The organism is Nonomuraea sp. NPDC048901, assembly GCF_040649695.1.
Taxonomy (GTDB): Bacteria; Actinomycetota; Actinomycetes; order Streptosporangiales; family Streptosporangiaceae; genus Nonomuraea.
In genome coordinates this window covers 497456-523768 of record NZ_JBEZFW010000003.1, presented here as the reverse complement: position 1 = coordinate 523768, position 26313 = coordinate 497456, and the positions used below count along the sequence as shown (strand labels likewise).

Sequence of the window (26313 nt, the reverse complement as noted above, 5' to 3'; positions counted from 1 at the left end):
CATGACCTACGAGGCCAACCTCGCCGCCCAGCAACGCTTCGCCACCGCGGTGATGGGCGGCGACTTCGCCATCTTCGACGAAGTGGTCGCGCCCGATGCCGTGGACCACGATCCCGCCCCCGGGCAGGGGCCGGGTCCCGACGGTTACAAGGCGATGTTCGGCGAGATGCGCGCCGCGTTCCCAGACCTGCGCGTCGAGGTCGAGCATCTGATCGCCACCGATGATGAGCTGGCCTTCGCCTACACCATCAGCGGCACGCACCTCGGCGACCTCATGGGCCATCCGGCCACCGGCAAGAAGGTGAGTTATCGCGGCATGCAGATCAGCCGCTTCGCCGACGGCAAGCTGGTGGAACGGTGGGGCAGCAGCGACCAGCTCGGCATGCTCCGACAACTCGGTCTCCTCTGACCCCTCTCACCGCCAGGAGAGGTCGGTCCCCGGTCCGGTGCCGATGAGTCGTCCGGCGGCGGCCGCGAGGACGGTGTGGCCTTCAGCCGGGCCCAGGTCCTGCCAGGCGGTCTCGTGCCGCTCGGCCGATCTGGTCAGGATCCGGTCGGCGGAGATGGCGAACAGGCGCCCGTTCATCGCGGTCAGGCTCACCGCGCCCCCGGCCGAGCCCGCTCGGGCCCAGTCGTGGGTGTCCAGCCGCCGGATCGGGAGGTGCCACAGCTCGCCCGCCGAGGTGACGGCGAACAGGCCCTCGTCCACGGCGGCCAGGCCGGTGGTGCCCTGTGGGGCCCGGCTCACGTCCTGCCAAGTGGACCTCGTCAGGACGGGTTCGCGGTAGCGGATCGTGCCGTCGGGTGCCACCCCATACAGGCCGGCGGGTGGGCCGCCGTGTGCCTCCCGAGGGGCCGCCAGAGCGATCACGTCGGTCTCGTCGATCATCTGCCATGGCAGGTTCTGTCCGGAGATGTCGCGGACGGCGAGTGTCCCGTCCGAGCAGGCGGCGAAGAGCCGGTTGTCGCAGGCGACAAGAGCACCAGGAGGCGGGCAGGTCGGGGCGGGGCCGATCGGGTCCCAGGAGGGTGGGTGGCTTGGGGGTTGGGACAGGCGGTCGAGGATGTTTCGGGTGATTCTGTCCAGGACGGGGTCGTGGAGGGAGTTGCCCCAGTTGATGGTGCCGGCGTTGAAGACGGTCCCCGCGCCGAGGCGGTGTACGCCCATCGTGGCCGCGCCGCCCTTCCCGTACCGGCGCCAGTGGCTCAGGTCGGCCGTGGCGAGTACGACGAACGACGGTGGTGTGCCGTCGCGGCCCGTCGCCCTTGGCACCCCGTCCACCCATTCGAGGTCGGCGGCGTCCGTCTCGTAGCCGAGCGCGCCCCTGCCGAAGGTGTCGCCGTCGGCCAGTCCGGTGCCGTCGAACACCCAGTGGCCGGAGAAGCGGGCCGTGTACGACTCGTGGGCCATCACCCGTGAGTCGACCCAGCAGCCCGCGCCGTTCCGGAAGGTGAGGCCGGTCAGGGTGTTCTCCGGGCGGTTGACGGGTTCGCTGGGCCATTCGACGGTGGCCCGGCCGGGGTCGGTGGTGGCGAGGGGGTCGGCGACGGCGTCGCGGTAGCAGACCATCGTGCGGAGGTCGTCTTCGAAGCGGACCTGCCACCAGCAGGTGTTGCCAGAGAATATGGCGATATTTCCACCGGCCCGCGCGAACGCCTCCACCGCGTCCCGCATCTCCCACGACCAGTACTCGTCGTGCCCGTTGATCACCAGCAGCCGGTAACGGCTCAGCAGGTCGAGACCGTCGTGCAGGTCCAGCCCCGAGCAGTAGTCGACCGGATGGCCCGAGGGCCCGAGCCACCGCAGCAGCCCCAGCTCCCATTCCTCGATCTGCGGCCCCGCCCCCGGCCGGTCGAAGCTGACCTTGACCGCCCGGTCGGGCTGCTCGGCCTGGTAGAGCCCTTCACCGGGTACGCCGGGCCGGTTGTACGCCTCCCAGGTGGGAAAGGGAATCGCCACCACAACCGGCGAAGCGGGCACAGCCGCACGTACGACGAAATATGCGGATGTGTCGCCCAAGATGGCGCGGTAGAGGGAGCTGGGCCAGTCCGTGCCCACCTTCAGCGTCCAGGTGTCGCCCTCGGCCGTGTCCTGAAGCACGACCCGACCCGACGGCACGTCCTCGATGGTGATCGGGCCGCCGCCCCCGAGCAGGTGGAACCGGAGCGACTCGCCCTGCGCGCACGATGTGGCCGCCGCGTACAGGCTCATGCGAACGCCGCCTCGACCAGCGTCGACTCCATGTCGTACAGGAAGCGTTCGATCCCCGATGGCGCGAGCAGCCCGGTGTCGGCGTACAGCGACACCTCCATCCGCCCCGGCTCGCCGCCGACGTGCAGCCGGAAGTCGCAGATGTTGCGGTCCATGGTGTCCGTCCAGACCAGGTCGGTCCGCTCCATCGAGGCGCGTACGGCCCGTTCGTCCAGACCTGTCGCCTCGTCGCGCTGCACCAGCCGCTGGTCGTTGAAGCAGCCGAACGACCTGATCCCCGGCCCCATGCCCGACACCGCCTCCTCCATCGCGTACGGGTCGAACTGGGCCTGCCGGTAGGCCCGTAAGGCCACCTGCCAGCCCTGCCGTACCAACTGCCCGAAGTCCGGCGTATCCAGGTCGAGCAGGACGAGCCCCTCCTGCGAGATCGTGGAGACCACGTCGCGGCGCTCGGCCGCGAACCGGTTGTTGACGATCACCCGCATGCCGCAGAACCGCTGGCCCGTGAGCCGTCCGGCGAGCCGGATCGCGGCCGTGAGCAGCACCGTCGAGGAGCTCACCCGCTCGCGGGCGGCCACGGCCTGCGCCGCCGCGGCGATGGCCGCAGAGGTCATCGTGGCCTCCCAGAACCGGGGGCGGCGCGGGACGTCCGCCAGGGTCACGGGATCCATCCGCCGGTATTCGGCCGTCCAGAAGGCCAGAGCCTCGTCGGACGTGCGCTTGCCCTCGGCCGAGCGCTGCCACTCGGCCAGTTCGCGCGGCGTGGCGCTCTCCGGCGGCGGCAGCGAGTCGCGCAGCAGGAGCAGCCGGAAGTCCTTCACCAGGAGATCGGCCGCGTGCCCGTCGGCGGCCAGATGGCAGAGCACCAGCACGACATGCCGGACATAATCGCCGGTCACTAGGAACGCCACCCGCAGCGGCCACTCCTCCCAGTAGTCGAACGGCTCACCCGACAGCCGGTCGCACACCACCTGAGCGGATTCGTCCGTCACCTCGACGTACGGCCGGGCGATCGGCGAGATTCGCTGCCGGGGGCAGTCGCGCGGCCCGCTGAGCCGGGTGCGCAGCGCCTCGTGCCGGGCGACGAGGTCGTCCAGGGCCTTGACGGCGCGTTCGACGGTGACGGGCCGCTTCGGCGCGGCGAAGATCCGGCCGATGTTGAGATAGTGCTCCTGGGGCCGCGCCGCCACCACGGCCCGCCAGATGTCCTGCTGCCCCCAGGTCAGCGGCGACTCAAGCATGGAGCCGTAAGTAGTCCACCAGCTCGTCCAGGCTGTCGGCCGAGGTCATGTCGAGCTCGATGCCGAACTCCGCCTCCACCGCGTCGATCAGCCTGAGATAGCCGAGCGAGGTGACGCCGAGATCGGCCAGCCTGGCCTCCCCGGCCAGCACCTCGGCGGCCTCGACCGCGCCGTCGGTGGCCTCGGCCACCATGTCCGCGAGGCGTCCGCGTAGATCCCCGTCCGTCTGCACCTGGCGAAGCCCTCCCGTTTCCAGGGAAATCCGGGGCGAGTGTGTCACGCGGGGCCTGACGGCGGCAAGCGTCTGGCGGTAAGGGGTTGACGCAATTGTGCATTTTTTCTAGCGTCTTGCGACATCCCGATAATAATTTTGGGGGTGGTTCAGTCGGCCCGTCCTGTCCCTGCTCTGCTGAGCTCACGAGCCGCCACCGACCCCGACCACGAGGCCCTCATCGTCGCCGGAACGGGCGGCCTGACACTCGGCGAGTGGGACGAGCGCTCTGACGCCGCCGCCCATCGCCTCCTCGACCAGGGCGTACGGCCAGGAGACAGAGTCGCGCTGGTGTTCGGCGGCCGTGACTGGCTCGACTACGCGGTGAGCTGGATGGCGGTGTTGAAGGCGGGCGCGGTCGCGGTCCCGCTGTCGGACCGCTTGGCCGAGCCCGAGCTGGCCCGCCTGATCAAGCACTGCGGGGCGACGACGATGATCCGGAGCGGCGACGAGCTCAGCGGCCCGACCGGCCCGGTCCCGGTCCAGGTCGATCCGCTCGGCTACGCCCAGATCCTCTACACCTCCGGCACCACCGGGCAGCCCAAGGGCGTGGCGGCCAGCCACGCGAACCTCACCTCCCCGCCCGTACACCCCAAACGCCGCCCGTTCGCTCACTCCAGGCATCTCGTGCACGCCTTCCCCATCGGCACGAACGCCGGCCAGGTCATGCTGCTCCACGCGCTGAGTGCCGCCCCCACCGTGGTCACGCTGCCGCTGTTCACGCCGGCCCGCTTCGCGGCGCTCATCGAGTCGTACGCGGCCGGGACCGTGTTCGTGGTGCCCGCGATGGCCATCGAACTGCTCGGCGCGCGCGTCCAGGACCGTCACGACCTGTCGAGCGTGCTGCTGCTCGGCTCGGCCGCCGCCGCGCTGCCACCGAAGGTCGCCGCCGAGCTGACCGAGGCGTTCCCGAACGCGACGGTCGCGAACTACTACACCTCGACCGAGGCGGCCCCCGCCCAGACCGTCATGATCTACGACCCCGACCGGCCGGGCGCGCTCGGGCACGCCGCCGGCAGCCTGCGGATCGTGACCGCCGACGGCGACCCGGCCCCGCCCGGCGAGACCGGCGAGGTGTGGCTGCGCGCCGCCGCGCACTCCCGCTCCTACTACCGCGAGCAGCGGCAGGACACATTCCAGGACGGCTGGGTACGCATGGGCGACCTCGGTTACCTGGACGACGACGGCTACCTGTACCTGGTCGACCGGGAGAGCGACGTCATCAAGTCGGGCGCCTTCAAGGTCTCGACGCTCCAGGTCGAGGCCGCGCTGCACGAGCATCCGGCCGTCTCCGAGGCGTCGGTGTTCGGCGTGACGCATCCGGTCATGGGCATGGTGGTGGCGGCGGCGGTGGTGTCCCGCGAGCCGGTGACGCTGGCCGGCGTACGCGCCTTCCTGGCCGAGCGGCTCGCCCAGCACGAGCTCCCCACCCGGCTGCTGTGCGTGAACGCGCTGCCCAGGAACGCCGCCGGAAAAGTGATCAAGCGAGAACTGCGCAGTATGGCAGAGGAGTGAGCATGGTCCTGGCCTCACAGGCCCAGCACGGGATGTGGATCACCGAGGTGCTGCACGGCACTGGCACGGCGTACCACATGCCGTTCGCCATGTGGTTCGACGGACCGCTGGAGCGGGAGGCGATGCTGGCGGCGTGCCGGGCGGTGCTCGCGCGGCACCCGGTGCTGGGCCGCGCCTTCGAGGAGCGCGACGGCGTGCTGCACCTGGTGCCCGCCAGGGAGCTTCCGCCGGTGGCGTTCGTCGTGGAGCCGGACCCGGAGGCGCTGATCGAGCGGGAGATCGCGCGGCCCTTCGAGCTGTCCGCCGGGCCGCTGGCCCGGTTCACGCTGGCGGAGGTCTCGTCGTCGCGGCATCTGCTGCTGTTCGTGGCTCATCACCTGGTCTTCGATGGCATGTCCAAGGATCTGCTCGTACGAGATCTCGCGGCCGCCTACTCCGGGGCGCCGCTTCCGCCGCTGCCCATGCCGTACGGGGCGGAGGAGAAGCCGTCGCCGGAGGCGGAGGCGTACTGGCGGGCGCGCTGGCGCGAGGTGCCGCAGGTGGTGATCAACGGGGTGACGCGATCGCCGCGGCTGGCCGAGCGCGGCGAGACCGTCCTGCTCACCCTGACTGATGACATGCCCGACTTATCCGGTGTGACGGGATTCGAGGTCTTCCTCGCCGCCGTGCACGCCCTCCTTCACCGATACGGCAACGCCGAGACGCCTGTGGCCGTGGCCATGTCGACCCGGACCCATGAGACCCGCGACGACATCGGCCTGTTCGCCACCGAGCTGCCGGTGTTCGCGTCGTTCTCGGCCGAGGGCTCCTTCCGTGAGCTGGCCCTGGGCGTCCGGAGCGAGCTGCGCGAGCTGAACGCCTTCCGCGAGGTGCCCGTGGCCAGGGCGGTGGGCGGGATCAAGCCGAGAGTGGCGCTGGCGCCGGTGTCCATCAGCTTCCGGCGGCGCGCGCCCGAACAGGTCTTCCCCGGGCTGAAGCTGTCGGTGGAGTGGAAGATGTCCAGCCATACGGTCAGGAACGCGCTCCACCTCCAGGCCGTCGACGGCGACGACGGGCTGCACCTGACGCTGCACTACAGCCCGGACGTCATTCCCCGGCGGGATGTCGAGCTGGCCGGGGACCACCTCAGGGCTGTACTGCGCGCGGTCGCCGACAATCCGGACGTACGGCTCGCCGATCTGCTCCCGGCCGTCCCCCAGGTCATTCCCCAGATCGCTCTGGAGGCGCCGCCGGATGCCGGGCCCGCGCATGACGAGGTCGACGCGGAGTTGGTCGAGCAGGTGCGGCTGATCTGGATGGAGGTCCTGCGGATGGACCACATCGCGCCGGACGAGGACCTCTACGACCTCGGCGGGCACTCGCTGACCATCACGCAGATCAGCGCGCGGATCAGGAAACGGCTCGGGGTGGAGGTGCCGTTCGACGTGTTCCTCGACGATCCGACGATCACCGGGGTGGCGGCGGCCATCGGCGGGCTGCGGCCATGATCTCCCTGGGCCAGGAGCGGCTCTGGTTCCTGCAGCGGCTCGATCCGTCGGACGCGGCCTATCGGGTGGCGGCGGTGCGGCGGTTGCGGGGGGCGCTCGACGTCGGGGCGCTGACCGGGGCGTTCGGGGATGTGGTGGCGCGGCATGAGTCGCTGCGTACGAGGTTTCCCGACCAGGACGGGCTGCCGATCGCGGTGATCGACCCGCCGGGGGCGGAGGTGCCGGTGGAGTTCGTGGTCCTCGATCCGGTAGTCCCCGGCAACCCCTCAGGCGTCGAGCCGGACGAGTCTGAGGTCGTGCGGTTGCTGGAGGAGCGGGTCAACACGCCCTTCGACCTGGCCGCCGCCCCGCCCTTGCGGATCACGCTGGTCCGGCTGGCGGACGACCACCACGTGCTGTGCGTGGTGCTGCACCACATCATCGGCGACGGCTGGTCCCTGAACGTGCTGTTGAGCGACCTGGCCGCCTACTACCTCGCCCGCACGGAGGGCGAACCGGCCGCGCTGCCCGACCTGCCCGTCAGCTACGCCGAGTACGCCGGCACCCAGCGGGTCTCCCACACCGACGCCGACTACTGGACGGCCAAGCTGGCCGGGGCGACGCCGCTGGAGCTGCCCACGGACCGGCCGCGTCCCGCGCAGCGCGGCAGCGCGGGCGGCGAAGTGCACTTCGACCTGCCGCCCGAACTCGTCGGCGCGCTGTCCCGGCTGGCCAGGGCCGAGCGTTCGACGGTGTTCATGGTGCTGCTGGCCGCCTACCAGGTGCTGCTGGCCCGGCATGCCGGGCAGGACGACATCGTGGTCGGCTCGCCCACCGCCGGACGCGACCGGCCGGAGCTGGAGCCGATGGTCGGGCTGTTCGCCTCCACGCTGGTGCTCCGGGGGGATCTGTCGGGGGATCCGCCGTTCAGCGAGCTGCTGCGCCGTACCCGCCGGACCGTCCTGGAGGCGATGGCGCACCGCGAGGTGCCGATCGAGCGGGTGCTGTCCGCGCTCGACATCGAGCGGGACCTGTCGCGTACGCCGCTGTTCCAGGCGATGCTGGCGCTGCACAACTCGGCTGTCGGATACGCGGAGGCGGAGTCGTTCGCCGGGATGGAGAGCCTGCCGTTCCCGCACGGGGCGCCGCCGGCCATGGTGGACCTGCGGATGGATCTCTGGCCGTCGGGCAAGGGCTGGCACGGGGCGCTCTTCTACAGCGCCGAGCTGTTCGGCCGGGAGACGGTGACCCGGCTCGTGGCCCGCTTCCAGACTCTGCTCGCCTCGATCGTCGCCGCTCCCGAGGCTCGTCTGTCGGAACTGGACCTGCTACCCGCCGCCGAACGCGAGCTGCTCGACCGGACCTGGAACAGCACCGCCCTGGACGTGCCGGCCGCGACCGTGGTGGACCTGGTCATGCGGCGGGCGGAGCTGCGGCCGGACGCGATCGCCGTCTCGTGCGGCGACCGCCGCCTGTCCTACGCGGAGCTCGTCGCCCAGGCCGTACGGGTGGCGGGGGAACTGCGGGAGCGCGGCGCGGGGCCCGGATCCGTGGTCGCGGTCCGTGGACGGCGGTCGGTGGAGCTGCCCGGGACCCTGCTCGGTGTGTTGTTGGCGGGGGCCGCCTACCTGCCGATCGACCCGGCGCTGCCGGCCGACCGGGTGGCCTACATGCTGGCGGACTCGGGCGCCCGGTTCACGCTGGACAATTCCCGGCTCCCGACTGCCGACCCCGGCCCCGTCGCCGCCGGGCCCGATGGCGGGTCGGCCGCCTATGTGCTCTACACCTCCGGCTCGACCGGCCGCCCGAAAGGGGTGGTCGTGCCTCACTCGGCGCTGGTGAACCTGCTGGCCGGGATGGAGCACCTGCTCGGCTCCGGCCCGGCGGACGTGTGGCTGGGCAGCACCTCGTTGTCCTTCGACATCGCGGGCCTGGAGCTGTACCTGCCGCTGGTGACCGGCGGTCGGCTGGTGCTGGCCGACGACGAGACCGTACGGGACGGCGCCGCGCTCGCCGACCTGATCTCCGCGTCGGGCGTCACACACGTCCAGGCCACCCCCTCGGGCTGGAACATGCTGCTCACCGCCGGGCTCGACGCCTCCGGGCTGGTGGCGCTGGCGGGCGGCGAGGCGCTGCCGCTCGCCCTGGCCAGGCGGCTGCGGCGGCGGGTGGCGCGGTTGTTCAACATGTACGGGCCGACGGAGACCACGATCTGGTCCACCGCCTGGGAGGTCCCCGCCGAGCCCGGCCGGGTGAGCATCGGGCGGCCGATCGCCAACACCCGCGTCCACGTGCTCGACGGCTCCGGCCGACCGGTGCCGATCGGCGTACCCGGTGACCTCGCGATCGGCGGGGCCGGGCTCGCGCTCGGCTACCTGGGCCGGCCGGAAGCGACCGCCGAGCGCTTCGCGGACGGGCTCTACCGGACCGGCGACCGGGTCAGGTGGCTCGGGGACGGCACCCTGGAGTTCCTGGGCCGGGGCGACGGACAGGTGAAGCTGCGCGGGCACCGGATCGAGCTGGGCGAGATCGAGGCCGCGCTGGAGTCACATCCGGGCGTACGGCGGGCGGCCGTCGTCGTCCGCGGGGACGAACTGGTCGCCTACGTGGAGACCACGCCGGACCAGGCGACCACGCCGGAGGTGGCGACCACCCCGGACCGCCCCACCGACTTGCTCGAACACGCGGCCGGGTGGTTGCCCGCCTACATGGTCCCCGGCGTCGTGGTGGTGCTGGACGCGTTGCCGATGACGCCCAACGGCAAGGTCGATCGGCTGTCGCTGCCCGAGCCGGCCGGGCCGGTGGCCGGGCGGGGCGGCCCGCCGCGTACCGCGCGGGAGCGGCAGGTGGCCAGGATCTTCGGCGACGTGCTCAGGATCGGCGACGTCGGCGCGGACGACGACTTCTTCGCCCTGGGCGGGCACTCGCTGCTGGCCACCCAGGTCATCGCCAAGCTGGCGGCGGCGGGGACGACGGTGCCGTTGCGGACGTTGTTCGGGCAGCCGACGGTGGCCGGGTTCGCGGCGACGCTGGAGGGGCTGCCGGAGGCCCCTGGCCTCTCGCTCGCCCCGCGCCCGCCCGGAACGCTGCCCCCGCTGTCGGCGGGCCAGGAACGGCTGTGGTTCCTGCACCGGCTGGATCCGGATGACGCCTCGTACAACATGTACATCGTGCGCCGGCTTCGCGGCCCCCTCGATCCCGAGGCGCTGCGGCGGGCGCTGACCGCGTTGCTCGCCCGGCACGAGTCGCTGCGCACACGCTTTCCCGAGGTGGACGGGCGCCCGGTCGCCGTCGTGGAGCACGCCGGACGGCCCGCCGACGTCGAACTGCTCGACGCGGGTGACGAGGCGGAGGCCAGCGCGCTGGTCGCCGCCCGCACCAACGCTCCCCTGGACCTCGGTGTGGCACCGCCGCTCCGGATCACGCTGATCCGCCTGGGCGGGGACGACCACGTGCTGTGCGTGGTGCTGCACCACATCATCGCCGACGGCTGGTCGATCACCGTCCTCCTGGACGACCTGGCCAGGCTGTACGCCGGGTCGGAGGGCCTGGCGCCGCTGGCTGTACAGCATGGGGACGTCGCGCGCTGGCAGCGGGAGCAGGACGGGAGCGCGGCACTGGAGTACTGGCGGGAACGCCTCGCCGATCCGCCCACGCTGGCGCTGCACACCGACCGCCCGCGCACGCCGGGGCCGGCGCGCGGCGACTTCCACCTGCTGGACATCCCCGACGACCTGGCCAAGGCGCTGGACGCGACGGCGCGGCGGCAGCGGAGCACGCTGTTCATGGTGCTGCTGGCGGCCTACCAGGTGCTGCTGACGCGGCACACCGGGCAGACGGACATCATGGTCGGCTCGCCCACCGCCGGGCGGGATCGGGTGGAGCTGGGGCCGATCGTCGGCTACCTCAGCACCACGCTGGTGCTGCGCGGCGACCTGTCGGGCGATCCGACGCTGGACGAGCTGCTGACCAGGACGCGGCGGACGGTGCTGGAGGCGATGGCGCATCAGGACGTGCCGTTCGAGCGGCTGCTGGCGGAGCTGGACATCGAGCGGGACATCACCAGGAAGCCGATGTTCCAGACCATGCTGACGCTGAACAGCCAGCCGGCCGACGGGGAGCGGGATCGGCTCGCCGACGGTCTGGAAATGTCGTACTTCGACGATGGGTATCGGCAGGCCAAGTTCGACCTGGTGGTGGAGGCGTGGCAGGCGCCGGGGCGGCTGCGGGTGGCGTTCGGGTACGACGCGGGGCTGTTCGACGCGGAGACGGTGGCGGGGCTGGCGGAGCGGTTCGCGGTGCTGTTACGCCGGATCGCCGACCCGGACAACCGGCATGCCCCCGTGTCGGCCCTGCCGGTGCTCACCGCGGCCGATGCGGCGCTGATCGCCTCGGCCGGCGGCGACGTTGGCAACGGGATGATCGAAGCGGGTGGCGAGGGGGCCATCGAGCCGGGCGTGCCGGAGATGATCGCGGCGGCCGTCGCCGCGCACTCCGGTGAGACGGCCGTCGTCTGCGGGTCCGAGAGCGTGACCTACGGCGAGCTGGCCGAGCGGGTGGCCCGGCTGTCCACCGAACTGGCCCAGCGCGGCGCGGGCCCTGGCGACATAGTCGGGCTCCGTCTCGGCCGGTCGGTCGACGCGGTGGTGGCGATGCTGGCGATCTGGCGCGTGGGAGCCGCCTACCTGCCGCTCGACCCCGCCTATCCGTCCGTCCGTCTGCAGCACATGATCGCCATGAGCGGCGCCCGCCTGATCGTCCCGGACGACCTGACCACCACGAGCAGCACCGGGCCGGTCGTCTCGGACGCCCGGAGAGCCGCGGACGACCTGGCAGCCGCATACGGCCTGACCGCCGTGGACGATCCCCGCGCTCAGGCGCCGGGCCTCGCCTACGTCATCTACACCTCCGGCTCCACCGGCACCCCCAAAGGCGTGGCGGTCGAGCACGCCGGGTTGGCCGCCCGGGTCCGGTGGATGCGTGACGAGTACGGCCTGGGCCCCGGCGACCAGGTCGTCCAGCTGGCCTCTCTCAGCTTCGACACCCACGCCGAGGAGCTCTATCCCGCCCTGACCACCGGCGCCACGGTCGTGCTGGTGCCCGACGGCGGCGCCACCCTCCCCGACCTGCTCGCCGAACGGCCCGACGTCACCGTGCTCGACCTGCCGACGGCGTACTTCCACCACCTCGTGGACCTGATCGACGAGATCGCCTGGCCGACTGCCCTCCGCCTGGTCGTCATCGGCGGCGAGCAGGTGCACGCCACCGCCGTGGCCCGCTGGCGGCGGCGGTTCGGCGACCGGGTACGCCTGGTCAACACCTACGGCCCCACCGAGACCACGATCGTCGCGACCGCCGCCGACCTGACCGGCGACGACCCGCACCCGCCGATCGGCCGCCCCATCCAGGCCACCACGGTCCGGATCCTCGACCCGCACGGCACGCCCACTCCCCCCGGCGCCCCCGGCGAGCTGTACATCGGCGGACCCGGCGTCGCCCGCGGCTACCTCGGCGCGCCCGAGCTGACGGCCCAGCGCTTCGTCCGGCTGCCCGACGGTGGCCGGTACTTCCGTACCGGAGACCGGGTGCGGCTGCGTCCCGACGGGCTGCTGGAGTTCCTCGGGCGCGTCGACGAGCAGGTCAAGGTGCGGGGCTTCCGCATCGAGCCGGGCGAGGTGGAGCACTGCCTGCGTACGCATCCGGACGTACGGCAGGCCGTGGTGGTCGCCAGGGACGGCGAGCTCGTCGCCTATGTCGTGGGCGAGACGGCCGAGCTGGCCGACCACGTGGCCGGGCGGCTCCCGCCGTACATGGTCCCCGCTCATTGGGTGGTGCTCGACGCGCTGCCGCTCACCGCGAACGGCAAGCTCGACCGGGGCGCGCTGCCGGATCCGGGCCGCGCAGCGGCCACCGACGCCACGCCACCGCGTTCGGACGCTGAAGAGCTGGTCGCCGATGTCTGGGCCGAGGTGCTCGGCGCGGACAAGGTCGGCGCGTTCGACGACTTCTTCGCGCTCGGCGGGCACTCGCTGCTCGCCATCAGGGTGGCGGCCCGGCTGCGGGCGATCGCGGGTGTGAAGTTGCCGATCCGTACGCTGTTCGCCCGCCGTACCGTCGCCGAGCTGGCGCGCGCCGTCGAGGAGGCGCTGGTGGCGGAGGTGGCCGGGCTGTCCGACGAACAGGCGCGCAGCATGCTCGACCCGGAGGACGCGTTGTGACCGAGCTGACCGAGGCCCAGCGGGCGCTGCTGACCCAGCGGTTACGGCGGCGCAAGAGCGTGCCGACGATTCCGGCGCTGCCGGACGGTCAGGCGCCGCCGCTGTCGTACGCGCAGGAGCGGCTGTGGTTCATGGAGCAGTACGCGCCGGGGAACCCCGCGCACACGGTCCCGTTCGTGCGGCGGCTGCGCGGCCCGCTCGTCGCCTCCCTGCTGGCCGGTGCGCTGAACCAGGTCGCCGCCCGGCACCAGGCGTTGCGGACCCGCTTCCCGGTCGGCGACGACGGACAGCCCACGGTGACGGTCTCGGCCTCCGACGTCCCGCTCACTGTGGCCGCCGCCGACGACGTGGACGAGGCACGGGCGTTGGTCGACAGCTTCCTCGCCGAGCCGTTCGACCTGGTGACCGGGCCGGTGATCAGGGCTCTGCTGGTACGGCTGAGCGCCGACGACCACGTGCTGGCCATCGCCGTCCACCACATCGCCGCCGACGGCTGGTCGGCGAACATCCTGCTCCGCGAGCTCCTGACCGGCTACGACCGGAACCCCCTGCCCGACCTGCCCGTCACCTACGGCGACTTCGCCGCCTGGCAGCGCGAGCGGCCCGGCGAGGCGGCCGACGTGGCCTACTGGCGGGAACGGCTGGCCGGGCTGTCGCCGCTGGAGCTGCCCACGGACTTCCCCCGACCGCCCGAGCTGACCTACCTCGGCGCGGCGCACTCGTTCACCATCGACCCCGCGCTGGTCGCGCGGCTGGAGCGGCTGGGGCGGGAGCACGGCGCCACGCCGTACATGGTGCTGCTGGCCGCCTTCGCGGCACTTCTCGGCCGGTACGCCGGGCAGGAGGACGTGGCCATCGGCTCCCCCGTGGCCGGTCGGTCGCTGCCGGAGCTGGACGGGCTGATCGGCTGCTTCATCAACATGCTCGCGATGCGGGTGGATCTGTCGGGGGATCCGTCGTTCCTGGGGTTGCTGCACCGGGTGCGTGACCTGGCCATGGACGCGTACGCGCATCAGGAGCTGCCGTTCGAGCGGCTGGTGTCGGAGCTGAACGTGCCTCGGGAGGTGTCGCGGTCGCCGCTGTTCCAGGTCCTGTTCGCGATGCAGAACTACGGCGGCGAGCCGTCGTCCGGTGGGCTGGCCGTGGAGGGGTTCTCGCCGGGGGTGTGGGCCACCCGGTTCGATCTGGAGCTGTACACCGGGGGCGATGGTTCGTTCCTGTTCGTGTACAACGTCGCGTTGTTCGGGGCCGAGCGGATCTCGCGCATGGCCGGGCATTTCGCCGCCCTGCTCGACGGGATCGTGGCCGACCCGTCGGCCCCCGTCTCCACGATCGAGCTGCTCACCGCGCCGGAGCGAGAGGAGCGGGAGCGGTGGAACGACACCGGGCTCGACCTCGGCGACCCCGGTCTCCTGCACCGCCCGTTCGAGGAGCGGGTGCCGCATTCACCCGACGCCGTCGCGGTGGCCCATCCCGGCGGCGAGATCACCTACGCGGAGCTGGCCCGCCGGGCCGGGCTGCTGGCCGCCGAGCTGACGTCGGCGGGCGTCGGGCGCGGGGAGCTGGTCGCGGTCGTGATGGAGCGGGGGTGGGAGCAGGTCGTGGCGGTGCTGGGCATCAACATGGCCGGGGCGGCGTACCTGCCGATCGACGCCGATCTGCCGGACCAGCGGCGCTTCGAGCTGATGGCACGCGGCGAGTGCCGGGTCGCGGTGACCCAGCCGTGGCTGGACCTGACCCAGCCGGGGCTGGGCCTGACCTGGCCCGCCGACGTGACCCGCCTTTCGGTGACTCCCCTGCCTTCCCCTTCGTCGGCCCTCCTGACTCGCCCGCCTACCCCCCTGACGCTTCCCGACTGCCCGGCCGCGCCCGACGACCTCGCGTACGTGATCTTCACCTCGGGCTCGACCGGCGCCCCGAAGGGCGTGATGATCGAGCACCAGGCCGCCCTGAACACCGTCCGCGACCTCAACCACCGCTTCCACGTCGGCCCGCACGACCGGATCCTCGCGCTGTCGGCCCTCAGCTTCGACCTGTCCGTGTACGACATCTACGGCGCCCTGGCCGTCGGCGCCACCCTCGTCATGGGCGAGCCGTCGGCCGACAAGGACCCCGCCGCGTGGGCCCGCCTGGTCACCGAGCACCGCGTCACCGTCTGGAACTCGGTCCCCGCCCTCATGGAGCTCCTGGTCGACCACGCCGAGCACGAAGGCACCGACCTGAGCTCGCTGCGCCTGGTGCTGCTGTCCGGCGACTGGATCCCGCTGACGCTCCCCGACCGGATCCGCGCCCTCGCCCCGGCGGCCGAGATCATCAGCCTGGGCGGCGCCACCGAAGGCTCGATCTGGTCCATCAGCTATCCGATCGGCGAGGTGGAGCCGGGCTGGTCGTCCATCCCGTACGGCCGTCCGCTGGCCAACCAGTCCTTCCACATCCTGGACCGCGGCCGGTGTGACGTGCCCATCGGCGTACCCGGTGACCTGTACATCGGCGGCGTCGGCGTGGCCACCGGCTACTGGCGTGACCCGGAACGCACCGCCGCCGCCTTCATCAGCCACCCCCGCACCGGCGAGCGCCTCTACCGAACGGGCGACCTGGGCCGCTACACCGCGGACGGCACGATCGAGTTCCTCGGCCGCGCCGACGCGCAGGTGAAGATCCGCGGCTACCGCATCGAACTGGGCGAGATCGAGAACCACCTCGCCCGCCACCCGGACGTGACCGAGTGCGTGGTCACCACCCACGGCTCGGGCACGCAGGCGCAGCTGGTGGCGTACGTGGTGGGCCAGGTGGATCCGACCCGCCTGCGCGGCCACCTCGCCGAGACCCTGCCCGCGTACATGATCCCCACCCGTTTCGTCCCCCTCCCCCAGCTGCCCCTGACCGCCAACGGCAAGGTGGACCGGCGCCGCCTCCCCGCCCCCACGTCATCGGCGGACGGCGCGGAACCGGGCCGGCGCGTCCCCCCGGCCACAGAGGCGGAGCGCCTGGTCGCCGCGGTCTGGGCCGAGGCGCTCGACATGGCCGATCTCGGAGTGGACGACGACTTCTTCGACATGGGTGGGCACTCGCTGCTGGCGATCAAGGTGGTGGCCAGGCTGCGCAGGGCGCTGCCGCCCGGTGCCACGCCGATCGCCGTGGTGGACCTGTTCAAGCACCCGACCGTCCGCGAGCTGGCCACGCTCGTCGACGGCACCGCCACCGCCTCGCGCGGGCTCCTGCACGAGCTGACGCCGCGCCGTACCTCTCCCGCCGAGCTCACCTACGTGTGCGTGCCGTACGGCGGCGGCGCGGCGGTGGTCTACCAGCCGCTCGCCGACGCCCTGCCCGCGACCTACGCCCTGTGGTCGGTGTCCATCCCCGGCCACGACGTCGGCCTGGACGAGGAGCGGCTGCCCCTGGACGAGGTGGCGGCCCGGTGCGTCAGTGAAATCCAGGAGAAGGTACGCGGACCGGTGGCGCTGTACGGGCACTGCGGCGTGGGGTCGGCCCTGGTCGTCGAGATCGCGCGACGGCTGGAGGCGGCGGGCCGCGAGCTCGAAGCGGTGTACATCGGGGCGATCTACCCCTTCGCCCGCCCTGGTAAGGGGCCCATGGCGCTGCTGTCCAAGCTAGCCCGGCGCGAGTTCCTCCGTAGCGACCGGAGCTACGTCAACTGGCTGATGTCCATGGGGCTCGACATGGGCGACCTGGAGCCGGGGCAGGCGCGGCACATCATCAGGAACATGCGGCGCGACAGCGAGGCCGCGGAGGAGTACTTCACCGGGCTGTTCGCGAGCTCGGTGGAGCGGCTGCGGGCGCCGATCGTCAGCGTGGCGGGAGAGCACGATCCGGCGACCGAGTACTTCGAGGAGCGGTACCGCGAGTGGCACTTCCTCACGCCCACGGCCGCCGTGGTGGAGCTGGACGAGGCCGGACACTTCTTCCTGAAATATCGGGCGGCGGAGCTCGCCGAGATCGTCACCCGTACCCACGTTGCCATCGCGTCAGGCGGTGCGGAGGCAGTGACCTCAGACGACGCGGAGGCAGCGAGCCCGGGTGATGCGGAGGCGGTGAGCTCAGGCGGCGCGGCGGCGGTGAGTGGGGCCAGTTGGCGGGTGCGGGAGGTGTCGCGGGGCGGGGTGTCGGCCGTCGCGACCGGCCCGCAGCCGAGCATGAAGCGGTTCACGGCCGTCGCCAGTGGTCAGCTGGTGTCCCTTCTGGGGTCGGCGCTGACCGGGTTCGCCATCCCCATCTGGATCTATCTGACCACGGGCTCGCTGGCGCAGTTCGCCCTGCTGTCGGTGGTCGGGCTGGTCCCGGGGATGGTGGTGGCGCCGCTGGCGGGGGCGATCGTCGATCGCGGGAACCGGCGGGCCGTCATGCTCGGCGGTGACGCCGCCGCCGTCGGCACCCAGCTCGTCTTCGGAACACTGCTCTGGACCGGGAACCTGCAGACCTGGCACGTCTATCCGCTCCTCGCGCTGCTGTCGGTGGCGCTGACGTTCCAGCGGCTGGCCTACACCTCGGCGGTGCCGCAACTGGTCCCCAAGCGGTACCTCGGGCACGCCAACGGCATCGTCCAGATGGCCGGTGGCATGACACAGCTGCTCGTCCCCCTCGCGGCCGTCGGGCTGATGGCCGTGATCGGGCTGGAGGGCATCCTGGTGCTCGACGTGACCAGTTACGTGTTCGCGATCGGGGTGACACTGCTCGTGCGCTTCCCCGCCGCGATGGCCTGGCGCCGTAAGGAGCCGGTGCTGGCGGAGATGGCGGCCGGGTTCCGCTACTCCTGGGGCAACCTGGGCTTCCGTCAGATGCTCCTCTACTTCGCGGTGCTGAACGTCTTCCTGTCCCCCCTGTTCCTGCTGATCTCGCCGTTGGTGCTCTCCTTCGGCACGCTGCAGGACGTGGGCCGGATCTCGTTCGTGTCCGGGCTGGGGGTCTTCCTCGGCGGTCTGACCATGACGGCCTGGGGCGGCCCGAGCCGGGGGCGGATGCGGGCGGTGCTGTGGTGCACGCTGGCGCTGGCGGTGTTCTGCCTGGTCACGGGGTTGCGGGCGGATCTGGTGACGATCGGGATCGGGGCGTTCGGGATGTCGCTGTGGCTGACGCTGCTGAACGGTGTCTACGCCACGATCGTGCAGGTGAAGGTGCCGCAGCGGTTCCACGGGCGGGTGTTCGCGCTGAACACGCTGATCGCCTGGTCCACACTGCCGCTCGGCTTCGGGCTCGTGGCGCCGTACGGGGCGGCGGTGTTCGACCCCCTGCTCGCCCCCGGCGGCCCGCTCGCCCCGACCGTCGGGGCGCTCATCGGCACCGGCGCCGGGCGCGGGGTGGGGCTGATGTACGTGTTGTTCGCCGTGGCGATAGCGGTGCTCGCGGCGGTGGCGCTGCGGTCGCGGCTGCCGGGCCTGCTCGACCAGAGCGCCGACGCGACCCCCGACGACCTGGTCGGACTACAGGCCCTCGGGCGCAGTCTCTAGGATCTCCTTCAACGCCTGCAGGAACAGGACGACGTCCCTGCCGTTGATCAGCCGGTGGTCGTAGGCCAGGCCGATCGCCGCTGCCATCCGCTCGCCGTCCGGCTGCGGTGAGGTGAGGGCGATGGCGCAGGTCTGGCCAGGGAAGATGATCGGAATGGCCATGATGATGTCGGCGTCGTGGTGGAGGGTGACGACGATGTTCCCGCCGGTGAGGTGGGCCTCGGTGAAACCGCCGTGCTGGGCGAGTCCGCGGAATTCGGCCAGGCGGTCGGCGATGTCCGGTACGGCCAGACGGTCGCGGATCACCGGCACGTAGAGGCCGGCGCCCATGTCGATCGTGACGCCTACGCGTGGCTGGTCGGGGATGTGGGCAGTTCTGTCGTCGAGGAGTTCGGCGAAGAACATCGGGAAGTCGGCGTGCAGCCGGGCGACGGCGGCGATGAGCAGGTCGGGCAGGCCGATCAGCTTGCGTAGCCGTCTGGTCAGGGCTCGGGCCGTCTTCTGGGCCGGGGTCACGTCTACTTTTATTGCGGTGTATCCGGCGGGGATGGTCTGGTGCGACAGGGTCACGGTTCTGGCGACCGCGCGCTGGTGGTTGGAGAGCGTGTGGGCCTGGCCGCTTTTGGGAGGTGCTGCCGCGAGCCGTTCCACGTCGGCTCGGCGTACCACCTTGACCTCCAGCCCGGCCACCAGCGCGGGGTCGAGGCCGAGTTCGTCCAGCAGCGCGCGGGCCGGTGCCGTGATGATCGGTCCGCCTTCGACGGCGGGCACCGGCTCCTCCGCATCGGGCAGGGTCGGCTTCGGGCCGATTCGGGCGATCAGCTGGCCGGGGGCGCATGACGCGCCGGCCCCTACGAGTTGGGTGAGCACCCCGTCCTGCTCGCTGACCAGCTCCTCCACCGCCTTGGACGTCTCCAGCGTCACCAGCGGGTCATTTCGCCACACCCGCGCGCCGTCGGCCGCCAGCCACTCCAGCAGCGTGTACTCCGAGTCGTTGTTGTTCAGTTTCGGGACCCGGATCTCATCCATCGAGCGCCTCCAGTACGGCCCTGCTGATCGTGCTGTCCTGCAGCACCACGGCACGCTCCAGGTGCGAGGCGGTGGGGATCACGCTGTCGGCCGAGCTGACCAGGCGGATCGGCCGCCGGAGCGAGCCCCACAGCCTGGTGTGCAGGTCGGCGGCCAGGTGGCTGCCCCAGGTGCCGCCCGCGCTGCCGTCCTCCGCCACACAGACCAGCCCCACCTGCCCGAGCAGCGGCAGCAGCGCGGAAGGGTCGAACGGGTACAGGCGCGACGGGACGAGCAGCGCCCCGGCGAGGTCGTGGGAGAGCAGCAGCGTGCGCATGGCGGCGATGGCCCGGTGCGCCACGCCGCCGGGGGCGATCACCGCGTAGTCGAGGTCGCCGTCGAATCGCACCACGGCCACGTCCTCGACCAGGTCCCAGGAGAACAGCTCGTCCACCTCGTACATCCGGCGGGTGTAGAGGACCTTGTCCTCGAAGAGCAGGCAGGGCTCTTCCAGGGCGAGCATGCGGTCGAGGACGGAGCGGTTGTCGTGGAACGGCGACATCTCGAACAGCGAGAGGCCGGGCACGCCGATGAAGTGCTTCTGGAGGTTCTGGCTGTGGGTGGGGCCGTAGCCGCGGTTGCCGCCCGAGGGGCAGCGGATGACCAGCGGCATCGGGACGCGCCGGCCGTACATGGAACCTGATTTGGTGGCGAAGTTCACGATCTGGTCGAAGGCGAGCGCGGCGAAGTCGCCGAACATCATCTCGACGACGGCCTTCTCCCCCGCCAGCGCGAGGCCGGAGGCGGCGCCGACGATCGCGCCCTCGCTCAGCGGCGTCGTCAGGACCCGGTCGGGGAAGCGGGTGGACAGGCCACGGGTGATCTTGAAGGCGCCGCCGTAGGGGTCCAGAAGGTCCTCGCCGAGCACGTAGACGCCGGGGTCGTCGCCGAGCAGGCCGTGCAGGGCCTGGTTGAGGTTCTCACCGACCCTCACGCGGACGTCCAGACGGCTGGGGGTCTGGCAGCCACTTCGTCGGCGATCACGTCGATGCGGGCGCGGGCCGCCGCTTCGAGGCGAGCCGACTGGTCGGGGTGGTCGGCCTGGTAGGCGGCGTACCAGTCGGGGCGTACGGCGTCCGGCGGGCGGGTGTCGTCGCCCTTGCTGTGCGGTCCGAGGCGGTGCGTGGCGAACTCCACCACCAACGGCGCACCACCCCTGACCGTCTCCACCAAAGGCGCGAGATGACGCCTTATTTCGGAAATATCCAAGCTAGTCACCCGGGTGTGCTCGATCCCGAAGGCCGCCGCCCGCCCCGCGATGGTTCCCGCCATCTGGAGCTCCGTCGGCGTGGACTGGGCGATGCCGTTGTGCTCGACCACCACGAGCAGCGGCAGCCGCCAGAGCTGCGCCATGTTCAGCGCCTCGTACACCGCCCCCTCGCCCCACGTACCGTCACCGATGTAGACGCAGGCGAGCCCGCCGGGCTCGCGCCGCTTCAGGTGCAGGGCGACCCCGGTGGCCACCGGCATGCTCTGCCCCTGTACGCCGGTCGACAGGTAGCGGTCGCGGCGCAGATGCTGGCTGCCGCCCACCCCATCGCACACGGCGCCCTTCCGGCCCATGATCTCGGCCAGCAGCCCTTCGGGATCCTCGAACCGGGCCAGATAGTGGCCGTGACCGCGATGGTTGCTGAAGACCCAGTCACCGTCACGGAGCAACGGGCGCAGGGAGACGGGGACGTACTCCTGCCCGAGGCAGGTGTGGGTGGTGCCGTTGAGCTCGCCCCGCTCGAAGAGCGCGAGCAGCTTCCGTTCGAAGGACCGGATCAGCAGCAGCAGCGCCAAGTCCTCGTCAGCCAGCCTGTTCATAGGCCCCTTGAGTCCCGGGAGAACCTCCAGAAAGGCTATACAACACCGACATATCACGTCTACGGCTACTCAGTGGCGAACCGAAAGGCCGTAGACGTCAAAGCTCGGGCATATCCCCGATGACGGCGGCCGGCGTGCCCTGAGCCGCCAGGCCGGCCCGACCGCAGCCACACCACCTAGCGGGCTGGGGCGTACTCCGGCAGAGGCCGGGCGTTCCTGGCCTGCACCCGGCGCTCCACCGCGCCCATCGCCTTCATCAACGGCAGGCGGGCGACGACGTCGCGGACGCACCGGCCGCCTTCGGTCTTGGGCACCATGAGGCGGACGTTAGGACCGATCTGCTGCTTCTTGACGACCAGCGGACGGTGGGCGAGGTCGTAGCGGGTGAAGGCGATGCGGTGGTCGCCGCCTGCGGCGGCGAGTTCTCCGGCGAGGCGGTAGGCACCGACCAGAGCCAGTTCCGCGCCCGCGCCCGAGGCGGGGGACGCGCACCAGGCGGCGTCGCCGACGAGCGTGATGCGGCCGCTGGACCAGGAGTCCATCCGCACCTGGCCAAGGGCGTCGAAGTAGAAGTCGGGGTCGGCCAGGGCCGTGTCGAGCAGTTCCGCGGCCCGCCAGGACGGGTCGTCCCCGAACGCCTCGCCGATCAGTCGCTTGTGCTCGGCGACGTCCCGGTGATCGAACTCCAGCGGCGCGGAGCGGAAGATGAAGTACGCCTTGGCCTGAGCGTGGTTGCCGGATCGGTAGATTCCGGTCATCTTGCCCGGCGTGTTGAACATCGTCACCCAGCGGTCCTCACCGAGCGAGGCGTCGGCATCGGCGAAGGCGAAGTAGTGGTCCTTGAACTGGACGAACTGCTCTTCGGTGCCGAAGGCGAGACGGCGGACGTTGGAGTGCATGCCGTCGGCGCCGACGACCAGGTCGAAGCGGCGAGCAGGCGCGTGCTCGAAGGTGACCGTCACCCCGTCGTCGTCCTGCCGCAGGCCGAGGATGGAGTCGCCGAACAAGTACTCGGCGTCGGTCACCTCGTGCAGCAGGGCCACCAGGTCGCCGCGCATGATCTCGACGGAGCCCGGATCCCGGGTGTCGATCCGGGCGACGGCCCGGTCGGCGGCGTCGACGAACTTCATGCCGTGTACGTCGGTGGCGAGCTCGCGGACCCGTGGCAGGAGTCCCATCCGCTCGATCACCTCGACGGCGTTGTCGCGCACGTCCACCCCGTTGCCGCCGGGGCGTAGCGCCGAGGCGCGCTCGACCACGGTGGGCTTGAAGCCGTGCCGGGCCAGCCAGTGGGCCAGGGTCAGGCCGGCGATGCTCGCACCGGAGATCAGGATCCGCTCGTTCATGGGGACTCCTTCGCGCTACGATAACTGAAATGGACGTTCCAGTTGATTATGTGAAATGAGCATTCCAGTTGTCAACATCCGCTGAACCCCCGCGCCGGGCCGACGCCGTTCGCAATCGCCGGCTCGCCCTGGACGCGGCCACCGCGCTACTGACCGAGCCGGGCGTATCCCTTACTGTCGAGGCCATCGCCAAGAAGGCGGGCCTGGGGGCGGCGACTGTCGTGCGCGCCTTCGGCGGCAAGGACGCACTCCTGGACGCCGCTGTGTCCCGGCTCCTTGAACCGGTGGTGCAGCATGCCCGCGACCTCCTCGCCGAGACCACGCCCACGCAGGCCCTGCGGATCTTCCTCCGCGAGCTGATCGCCTTCCAGGCCGCGCACTACGCCATCAACGACCAGCTAGGCGGCCTGGACCTACCCGCCACCACGGCCCTGCGCGCCGACCTCGTCCGCGCCGTCGAGGAGATGATCGACGGGGCACGCCGCGACGGCGCGGTCCGCACCGACATCGACCCCGCCATCATCACGACTCTGATCGGCCAGACCGCCCTAGCGGTCGCTCGTATTCAGCCGCCGTCCCGGGAACTCACCGACGCCTACCTCACCGTCCTGCTGGACGGACTCCGCCCTTGACGGCCTCGCCCTCACCGTTCACGACCGCCATCATCAACAGCGCCGTGAACGCGAGCGTTTGAGACGAGCCACCGCCAGCGCGGCAACTCCAGCACCACGGTTACCACGGCCAGCACGGACACCAGCACGGCGGCGAACACGTGCCAGGCGGCCCACGCCGCCACCACGGCGGCCACGACCTGCAGAACGACCAGCGCGATCGTCACCGCCCCAGGCACCGCGACGATCACATTCCGCTTGTCACCCGGAGTGGAGAACAGCGTCGGCAACCCGATCAGCACCACCACCGACAGCACGGCCAGCGGCACGGAATGGGCGGCCAGGGCCCACGGAGTCGCGACCCAGGCGACCAGCTCGGTGGCGAATCGGAAGGCGGATGCGACGCGGTCGTCCGGACGCGGTGTGGAGAGCACGCGCGTAACATACCGTCCCCGTCCATGCCTGCGAACGTGCGGGCATCGGTATGCCCAAAGGTCCGAAAACCGCTGACTTTCTGGCTGGTGGCGGTGTTGTAGAGAGTATGAGCATCTACACAACGATCGACAGCCCACTGGGCGAGATCCTGCTCGTAGGCGACCCCGTACTGACCCGTGTGGCGTTCGGTGGTGCCGTGCGCCCCGAGTGGCGGCGGGACCCTGGCGCGTTCGCCGAGGCCGAGCGTCAGCTCCGCGAGTACTTCGCGGGCGAGCGGACGGCCTTCGACCTGGACCGCGTCTCGGGCGGCACCGCCTTCCAGGAGCGGGTCTGGGCCGCCGTGGACGCCGTCCCGTACGGGACCACCACGACGTACGGCGAGCTCGCCGCGAGCATCGGCGTGGCACGCGACCGGATCCGCGCGGTCGGCGCGGCCATCGGCGCGAACCCGCTGCTCGTCATCCGCGCCTGCCACCGCGTCGTCGGCGCGAACGGCTCCCTGACCGGCTACGCGGCCGGCGTCGAACGCAAGCACGCGCTGCTCACGCTCGAAGGCGCGCTGCAGCCGCAGCTCATCTGATGGAGGACATCATGAAGGCCGACTGGACGGCCCTGACCGAGGAGGTCAACGCGTACGGCTGCGCGCTGACGCCGCCGGTCCTCTCTCCGGCCGACTGCAAGGAGATCGCGAACCTGTACGGCGAGGTCGGCCGGTTCCGTTCCACGATCGACATGGAGCGCTACCGGTTCGGCCGCGGGCAGTACCGCTACTTCCGCGAGCCCTTCCCGCCGCTGGTGGCGGAGCTGCGGGCGGCGTTCTACCCGCACCTGCTGCCCATCGCCCGCGACTGGGCCGCCCGCCTGGGGCAGCCCGCGCCCTGGCCGGACGACTTCGCCGAGTGGCTGGACATGTGCCACGAAGCCGGGCAGACCAAGCCGACGCCCATCCTGCTGCGTTACCAGGAGGGCGACTGGAACGCCCTGCACCGCGACCTGTACGGGGACCTGGTGTTCCCGCTGCAGGTGGTCATCGGGCTCGACAAGCCGGGCGACGACTACACCGGGGGCGAGTTCCTGCTGGTGGAGCAGCGCCCTCGGGCGCAGTCGCGCGGGACGGTGACCCTACTGCCGCAGGGACACGGGCTGATCTTCACCACCCGGAACCGGCCCGTGCGGTCCTCGCGCGGGTGGTCGGCGTCACCGGTGCGGCACGGGGTCAGCACGGTCCGCTCGGGGTTGCGGCACACGCTGGGCCTCGTCTTCCACGACGCCTCGTGACGTACACGCTGATCGGGGCCGACGGCTGGCCGTACGTCAGCGTGCTGCCCGGGACACTGGGCGGGCATCGGCGGGCACGGCTGTACGGGCGGCTGGACTGCCCGTCGGCCCTGCGGGCGATCTCGGGTGGGGGGTATGTGCGGGAACGGGTGTTCTTCGCGGACGAGGTGACGGCCATCGCGGCTGGATACCGGCCGTGCGCGGTGTGTTTGCCGCAGGCGTACCAGGTATGGAAGACCGAACAGGCGGCGGCCGAACGGGCGATGGCTGGGCATACGGCGGCTGAGCTGGCCGGACTGCTCGGCCTGCTGGCCGCGGCCCGGCCGCGCGTGACGGCTGTCGTGATCGGTCACGGCCGCGACGCCGCCCTCTCCGCGAAGGCGTTCGCCGCCGCGTGGGAAAGCGGCCCTCAGGCGGACAGCGCGTGGGAAGGGATTGTGCTGGGCGTTGTCGACTGGCCGGAGGAGGCGGCGTCGTGGCTCCGGCAGGCCAGGCGGTTCGTGGCGGGCCCGCCGGACGCGTGGGTGGTGGCGGGGGCGCCACTGGGCTGGGCCCGGATGAGCGAACGCCTCCGGCAGAGCACCGACTGGGACCCCGGCCGTACGTTCGGCTTCGCCTCCACCGCGCAAGCCGTCGCCCTGGCCCCGCCTGGAACACTGGAGGGCATGCGCGGAGCGGACATCGACGGCACCACCTGGCGAATCAGCCGCAACCTGATCCATCGGGACCCGGCATGATCCCACTCCCGACGCGAGAGATCGCTCCAGGCGCCGTGCACGCGCCGAGCTGGCTGACGCTCGACGAGCAGCGTCATCTGGTACGGGCGTGCCGCGAGTGGGCGGCGGGCCCGGTGCCGATCCGGCACACCGTACTGCCCCGAGGCGGCGTCATGTCAGTGCAGACGGTGTGCGTCGGCTGGCACTGGCAGCCGTACAAGTACACGCGCGTGGCGGGCGACGTGAACGGCCTCCCGGTCGCCGACTTCCCCGACTGGATGGTCGCCCTGGGCCGCCGCGCCTTCACAGCGGCGTACGGCGAGCCCGGCGACGACTACACACCCGACACGGCGTTGATCAACTTCTATGACGACCAGGCCAGAATGGGCATGCACCAGGACAAGGACGAACGATCCGCCGCCCCGGTGGTGTCGTTGAGCATCGGCGACGACTGCCTGTTCCGCTTCGGCAACACGGAGACGCGCGGCAGGCCGTACACCGACGTGCGACTCGGCAGCGGCGACCTGTTCGTCTTCGGCGGCCCTTCCCGCTTCGCCTACCACGGCGTCCCCAAGGTCTACCCGGGCACCGGAGACCCCGCCACCGGCCTGACCTCGGGCCGCCTCAACATCACCATGCGGGTGACCGGTCTGTGACGTAGT

18 protein-coding genes are annotated in these 26313 nt (G+C 71.5%); 10 read left to right on the top strand and 8 right to left on the bottom strand.

Annotated features, from left to right (window positions below):
• Position 1: 1 nt before the first annotated feature.
• A complete protein-coding gene (locus tag AB0C30_RS11890) occupies positions 2-409 on the top strand; it encodes an ester cyclase (protein ID WP_357942358.1) in 408 nt (135 codons plus the stop codon).
• A gap of 6 nt (positions 410-415) precedes the next feature.
• On the opposite strand, the gene AB0C30_RS11885 is transcribed toward AB0C30_RS11890, so the two are convergent.
• Genes AB0C30_RS11885 through AB0C30_RS11875 form a run of 3 tightly spaced genes read right to left on the bottom strand, consistent with a single transcriptional unit; the run spans position 416 to position 3685 of the window.
• Positions 416-2212, bottom strand: coding sequence for a N,N-dimethylformamidase beta subunit family domain-containing protein (locus AB0C30_RS11885; RefSeq protein WP_357942356.1), 1797 nt, complete (start codon positions 2210-2212; stop codon positions 416-418).
• Positions 2209-3453, bottom strand: coding sequence for a condensation domain-containing protein (locus AB0C30_RS11880; protein ID WP_357942354.1), 1245 nt, complete (start codon positions 3451-3453; stop codon positions 2209-2211). Before AB0C30_RS11880 ends, AB0C30_RS11885 begins: the two co-directional genes overlap by 4 nt.
• Positions 3446-3685, bottom strand: a complete 240-nt coding sequence (locus AB0C30_RS11875) for an acyl carrier protein (protein ID WP_357942352.1) — start codon at positions 3683-3685, stop codon at positions 3446-3448. The genes AB0C30_RS11880 and AB0C30_RS11875 overlap by 8 nt, the downstream gene beginning before the upstream one ends.
• A 144-nt stretch (positions 3686-3829) precedes the next feature.
• Here AB0C30_RS11875 and AB0C30_RS11870 point away from each other — a divergent pair, with 144 nt between their 5' ends.
• The 4 genes from AB0C30_RS11870 to AB0C30_RS11855 are packed head-to-tail and all read left to right on the top strand — an operon-like array spanning position 3830 to position 18388.
• Positions 3830-5239, top strand: a complete 1410-nt coding sequence (locus AB0C30_RS11870) for an AMP-binding protein (RefSeq protein ID WP_357942350.1) — start codon at positions 3830-3832, stop codon at positions 5237-5239.
• A gap of 2 nt (positions 5240-5241) precedes the next feature.
• Positions 5242-6726: a condensation domain-containing protein gene (locus tag AB0C30_RS11865; protein ID WP_357942348.1), complete on the top strand. Its 1485-nt coding sequence runs from the start codon at positions 5242-5244 to the stop codon at positions 6724-6726.
• Positions 6723-12923, top strand: coding sequence for an amino acid adenylation domain-containing protein (locus tag AB0C30_RS11860; protein ID WP_357942346.1), 6201 nt, complete (start codon positions 6723-6725; stop codon positions 12921-12923). Before AB0C30_RS11865 ends, AB0C30_RS11860 begins: the two co-directional genes overlap by 4 nt.
• Positions 12920-18388 (top strand): amino acid adenylation domain-containing protein, encoded by a 5469-nt coding sequence (locus AB0C30_RS11855; protein ID WP_357942344.1) that lies wholly within the window; start codon positions 12920-12922, stop codon positions 18386-18388. The genes AB0C30_RS11860 and AB0C30_RS11855 overlap by 4 nt, the downstream gene beginning before the upstream one ends.
• On the opposite strand, the gene AB0C30_RS11850 is transcribed toward AB0C30_RS11855, so the two are convergent.
• From AB0C30_RS11850 to AB0C30_RS11835, 4 genes are all read right to left on the bottom strand, one after another.
• Positions 18362-19417: a 2-oxo acid dehydrogenase subunit E2 gene (locus tag AB0C30_RS11850; RefSeq protein WP_357942341.1), complete on the bottom strand. Its 1056-nt coding sequence runs from the start codon at positions 19415-19417 to the stop codon at positions 18362-18364. The genes AB0C30_RS11855 and AB0C30_RS11850 overlap by 27 nt on opposite strands.
• Positions 19410-20390 carry a transketolase C-terminal domain-containing protein gene (locus AB0C30_RS11845; RefSeq protein WP_357942339.1) on the bottom strand — a complete coding sequence of 327 codons (981 nt, stop codon included), beginning with the start codon at positions 20388-20390 and terminating at the stop codon, positions 19410-19412. Before AB0C30_RS11845 ends, AB0C30_RS11850 begins: the two co-directional genes overlap by 8 nt.
• Positions 20387-21265, bottom strand: coding sequence for a thiamine pyrophosphate-dependent dehydrogenase E1 component subunit alpha (locus AB0C30_RS11840; protein WP_357942337.1), 879 nt, complete (start codon positions 21263-21265; stop codon positions 20387-20389). The genes AB0C30_RS11845 and AB0C30_RS11840 overlap by 4 nt, the downstream gene beginning before the upstream one ends.
• A 176-nt stretch (positions 21266-21441) precedes the next feature.
• Complete coding sequence (locus tag AB0C30_RS11835) at positions 21442-22611, bottom strand: FAD-dependent monooxygenase (protein WP_357942335.1); 1170 nt, start codon at positions 22609-22611, stop codon at positions 21442-21444.
• 68 nt (positions 22612-22679) lie between these two features.
• On the opposite strand from AB0C30_RS11835, the gene AB0C30_RS11830 reads away from it, so the two are divergent.
• Positions 22680-23243, top strand: coding sequence for a TetR/AcrR family transcriptional regulator (locus AB0C30_RS11830; protein WP_357942333.1), 564 nt, complete (start codon positions 22680-22682; stop codon positions 23241-23243).
• Between the two features lie 11 nt (positions 23244-23254).
• Here AB0C30_RS11830 and AB0C30_RS11825 read toward each other — a convergent pair whose 3' ends face one another.
• Positions 23255-23656, bottom strand: coding sequence for a hypothetical protein (locus AB0C30_RS11825; protein ID WP_357942331.1), 402 nt, complete (start codon positions 23654-23656; stop codon positions 23255-23257).
• A gap of 107 nt (positions 23657-23763) precedes the next feature.
• Here AB0C30_RS11825 and AB0C30_RS11820 point away from each other — a divergent pair, with 107 nt between their 5' ends.
• The 4 genes from AB0C30_RS11820 to AB0C30_RS11805 are packed head-to-tail and all read left to right on the top strand — an operon-like array spanning position 23764 to position 26307.
• Positions 23764-24237: a methylated-DNA--[protein]-cysteine S-methyltransferase gene (locus tag AB0C30_RS11820; protein ID WP_357942329.1), complete on the top strand. Its 474-nt coding sequence runs from the start codon at positions 23764-23766 to the stop codon at positions 24235-24237.
• An 11-nt stretch (positions 24238-24248) separates the two neighbouring features.
• Entirely contained in the window at positions 24249-24935 is a 687-nt protein-coding gene (locus AB0C30_RS11815) for a 2OG-Fe(II) oxygenase (protein ID WP_357942327.1), read from the top strand.
• Positions 24932-25672, top strand: coding sequence for a hypothetical protein (locus tag AB0C30_RS11810; RefSeq protein WP_357942325.1), 741 nt, complete (start codon positions 24932-24934; stop codon positions 25670-25672). The genes AB0C30_RS11815 and AB0C30_RS11810 overlap by 4 nt, the downstream gene beginning before the upstream one ends.
• Positions 25669-26307, top strand: coding sequence for an alpha-ketoglutarate-dependent dioxygenase AlkB (locus AB0C30_RS11805; protein ID WP_357942323.1), 639 nt, complete (start codon positions 25669-25671; stop codon positions 26305-26307). The genes AB0C30_RS11810 and AB0C30_RS11805 overlap by 4 nt, the downstream gene beginning before the upstream one ends.
• Positions 26308-26313 lie beyond the last annotated feature (6 nt).

Coding starts and splice junctions, on each gene's coding strand:
- AB0C30_RS11835 (WP_357942335.1), bottom strand. CDS start 22,611: ATGAACGAGCGGATCCTGATCTCCGGTGCGAGCATCGCCGGCCTGACC.
- AB0C30_RS11885 (WP_357942356.1), bottom strand. CDS start 2,212: ATGAGCCTGTACGCGGCGGCCACATCGTGCGCGCAGGGCGAGTCGCTC.
- AB0C30_RS11865 (WP_357942348.1), top strand. CDS start 5,242: ATGGTCCTGGCCTCACAGGCCCAGCACGGGATGTGGATCACCGAGGTG.
- AB0C30_RS11860 (WP_357942346.1), top strand. CDS start 6,723: ATGATCTCCCTGGGCCAGGAGCGGCTCTGGTTCCTGCAGCGGCTCGAT.
- AB0C30_RS11805 (WP_357942323.1), top strand. CDS start 25,669: ATGATCCCACTCCCGACGCGAGAGATCGCTCCAGGCGCCGTGCACGCG.
- AB0C30_RS11880 (WP_357942354.1), bottom strand. CDS start 3,453: ATGCTTGAGTCGCCGCTGACCTGGGGGCAGCAGGACATCTGGCGGGCC.
- AB0C30_RS11850 (WP_357942341.1), bottom strand. CDS start 19,417: ATGGATGAGATCCGGGTCCCGAAACTGAACAACAACGACTCGGAGTAC.
- AB0C30_RS11820 (WP_357942329.1), top strand. CDS start 23,764: ATGAGCATCTACACAACGATCGACAGCCCACTGGGCGAGATCCTGCTC.
- AB0C30_RS11890 (WP_357942358.1), top strand. CDS start 2: ATGACCTACGAGGCCAACCTCGCCGCCCAGCAACGCTTCGCCACCGCG.
- AB0C30_RS11815 (WP_357942327.1), top strand. CDS start 24,249: ATGAAGGCCGACTGGACGGCCCTGACCGAGGAGGTCAACGCGTACGGC.
- AB0C30_RS11840 (WP_357942337.1), bottom strand. CDS start 21,265: ATGAACAGGCTGGCTGACGAGGACTTGGCGCTGCTGCTGCTGATCCGG.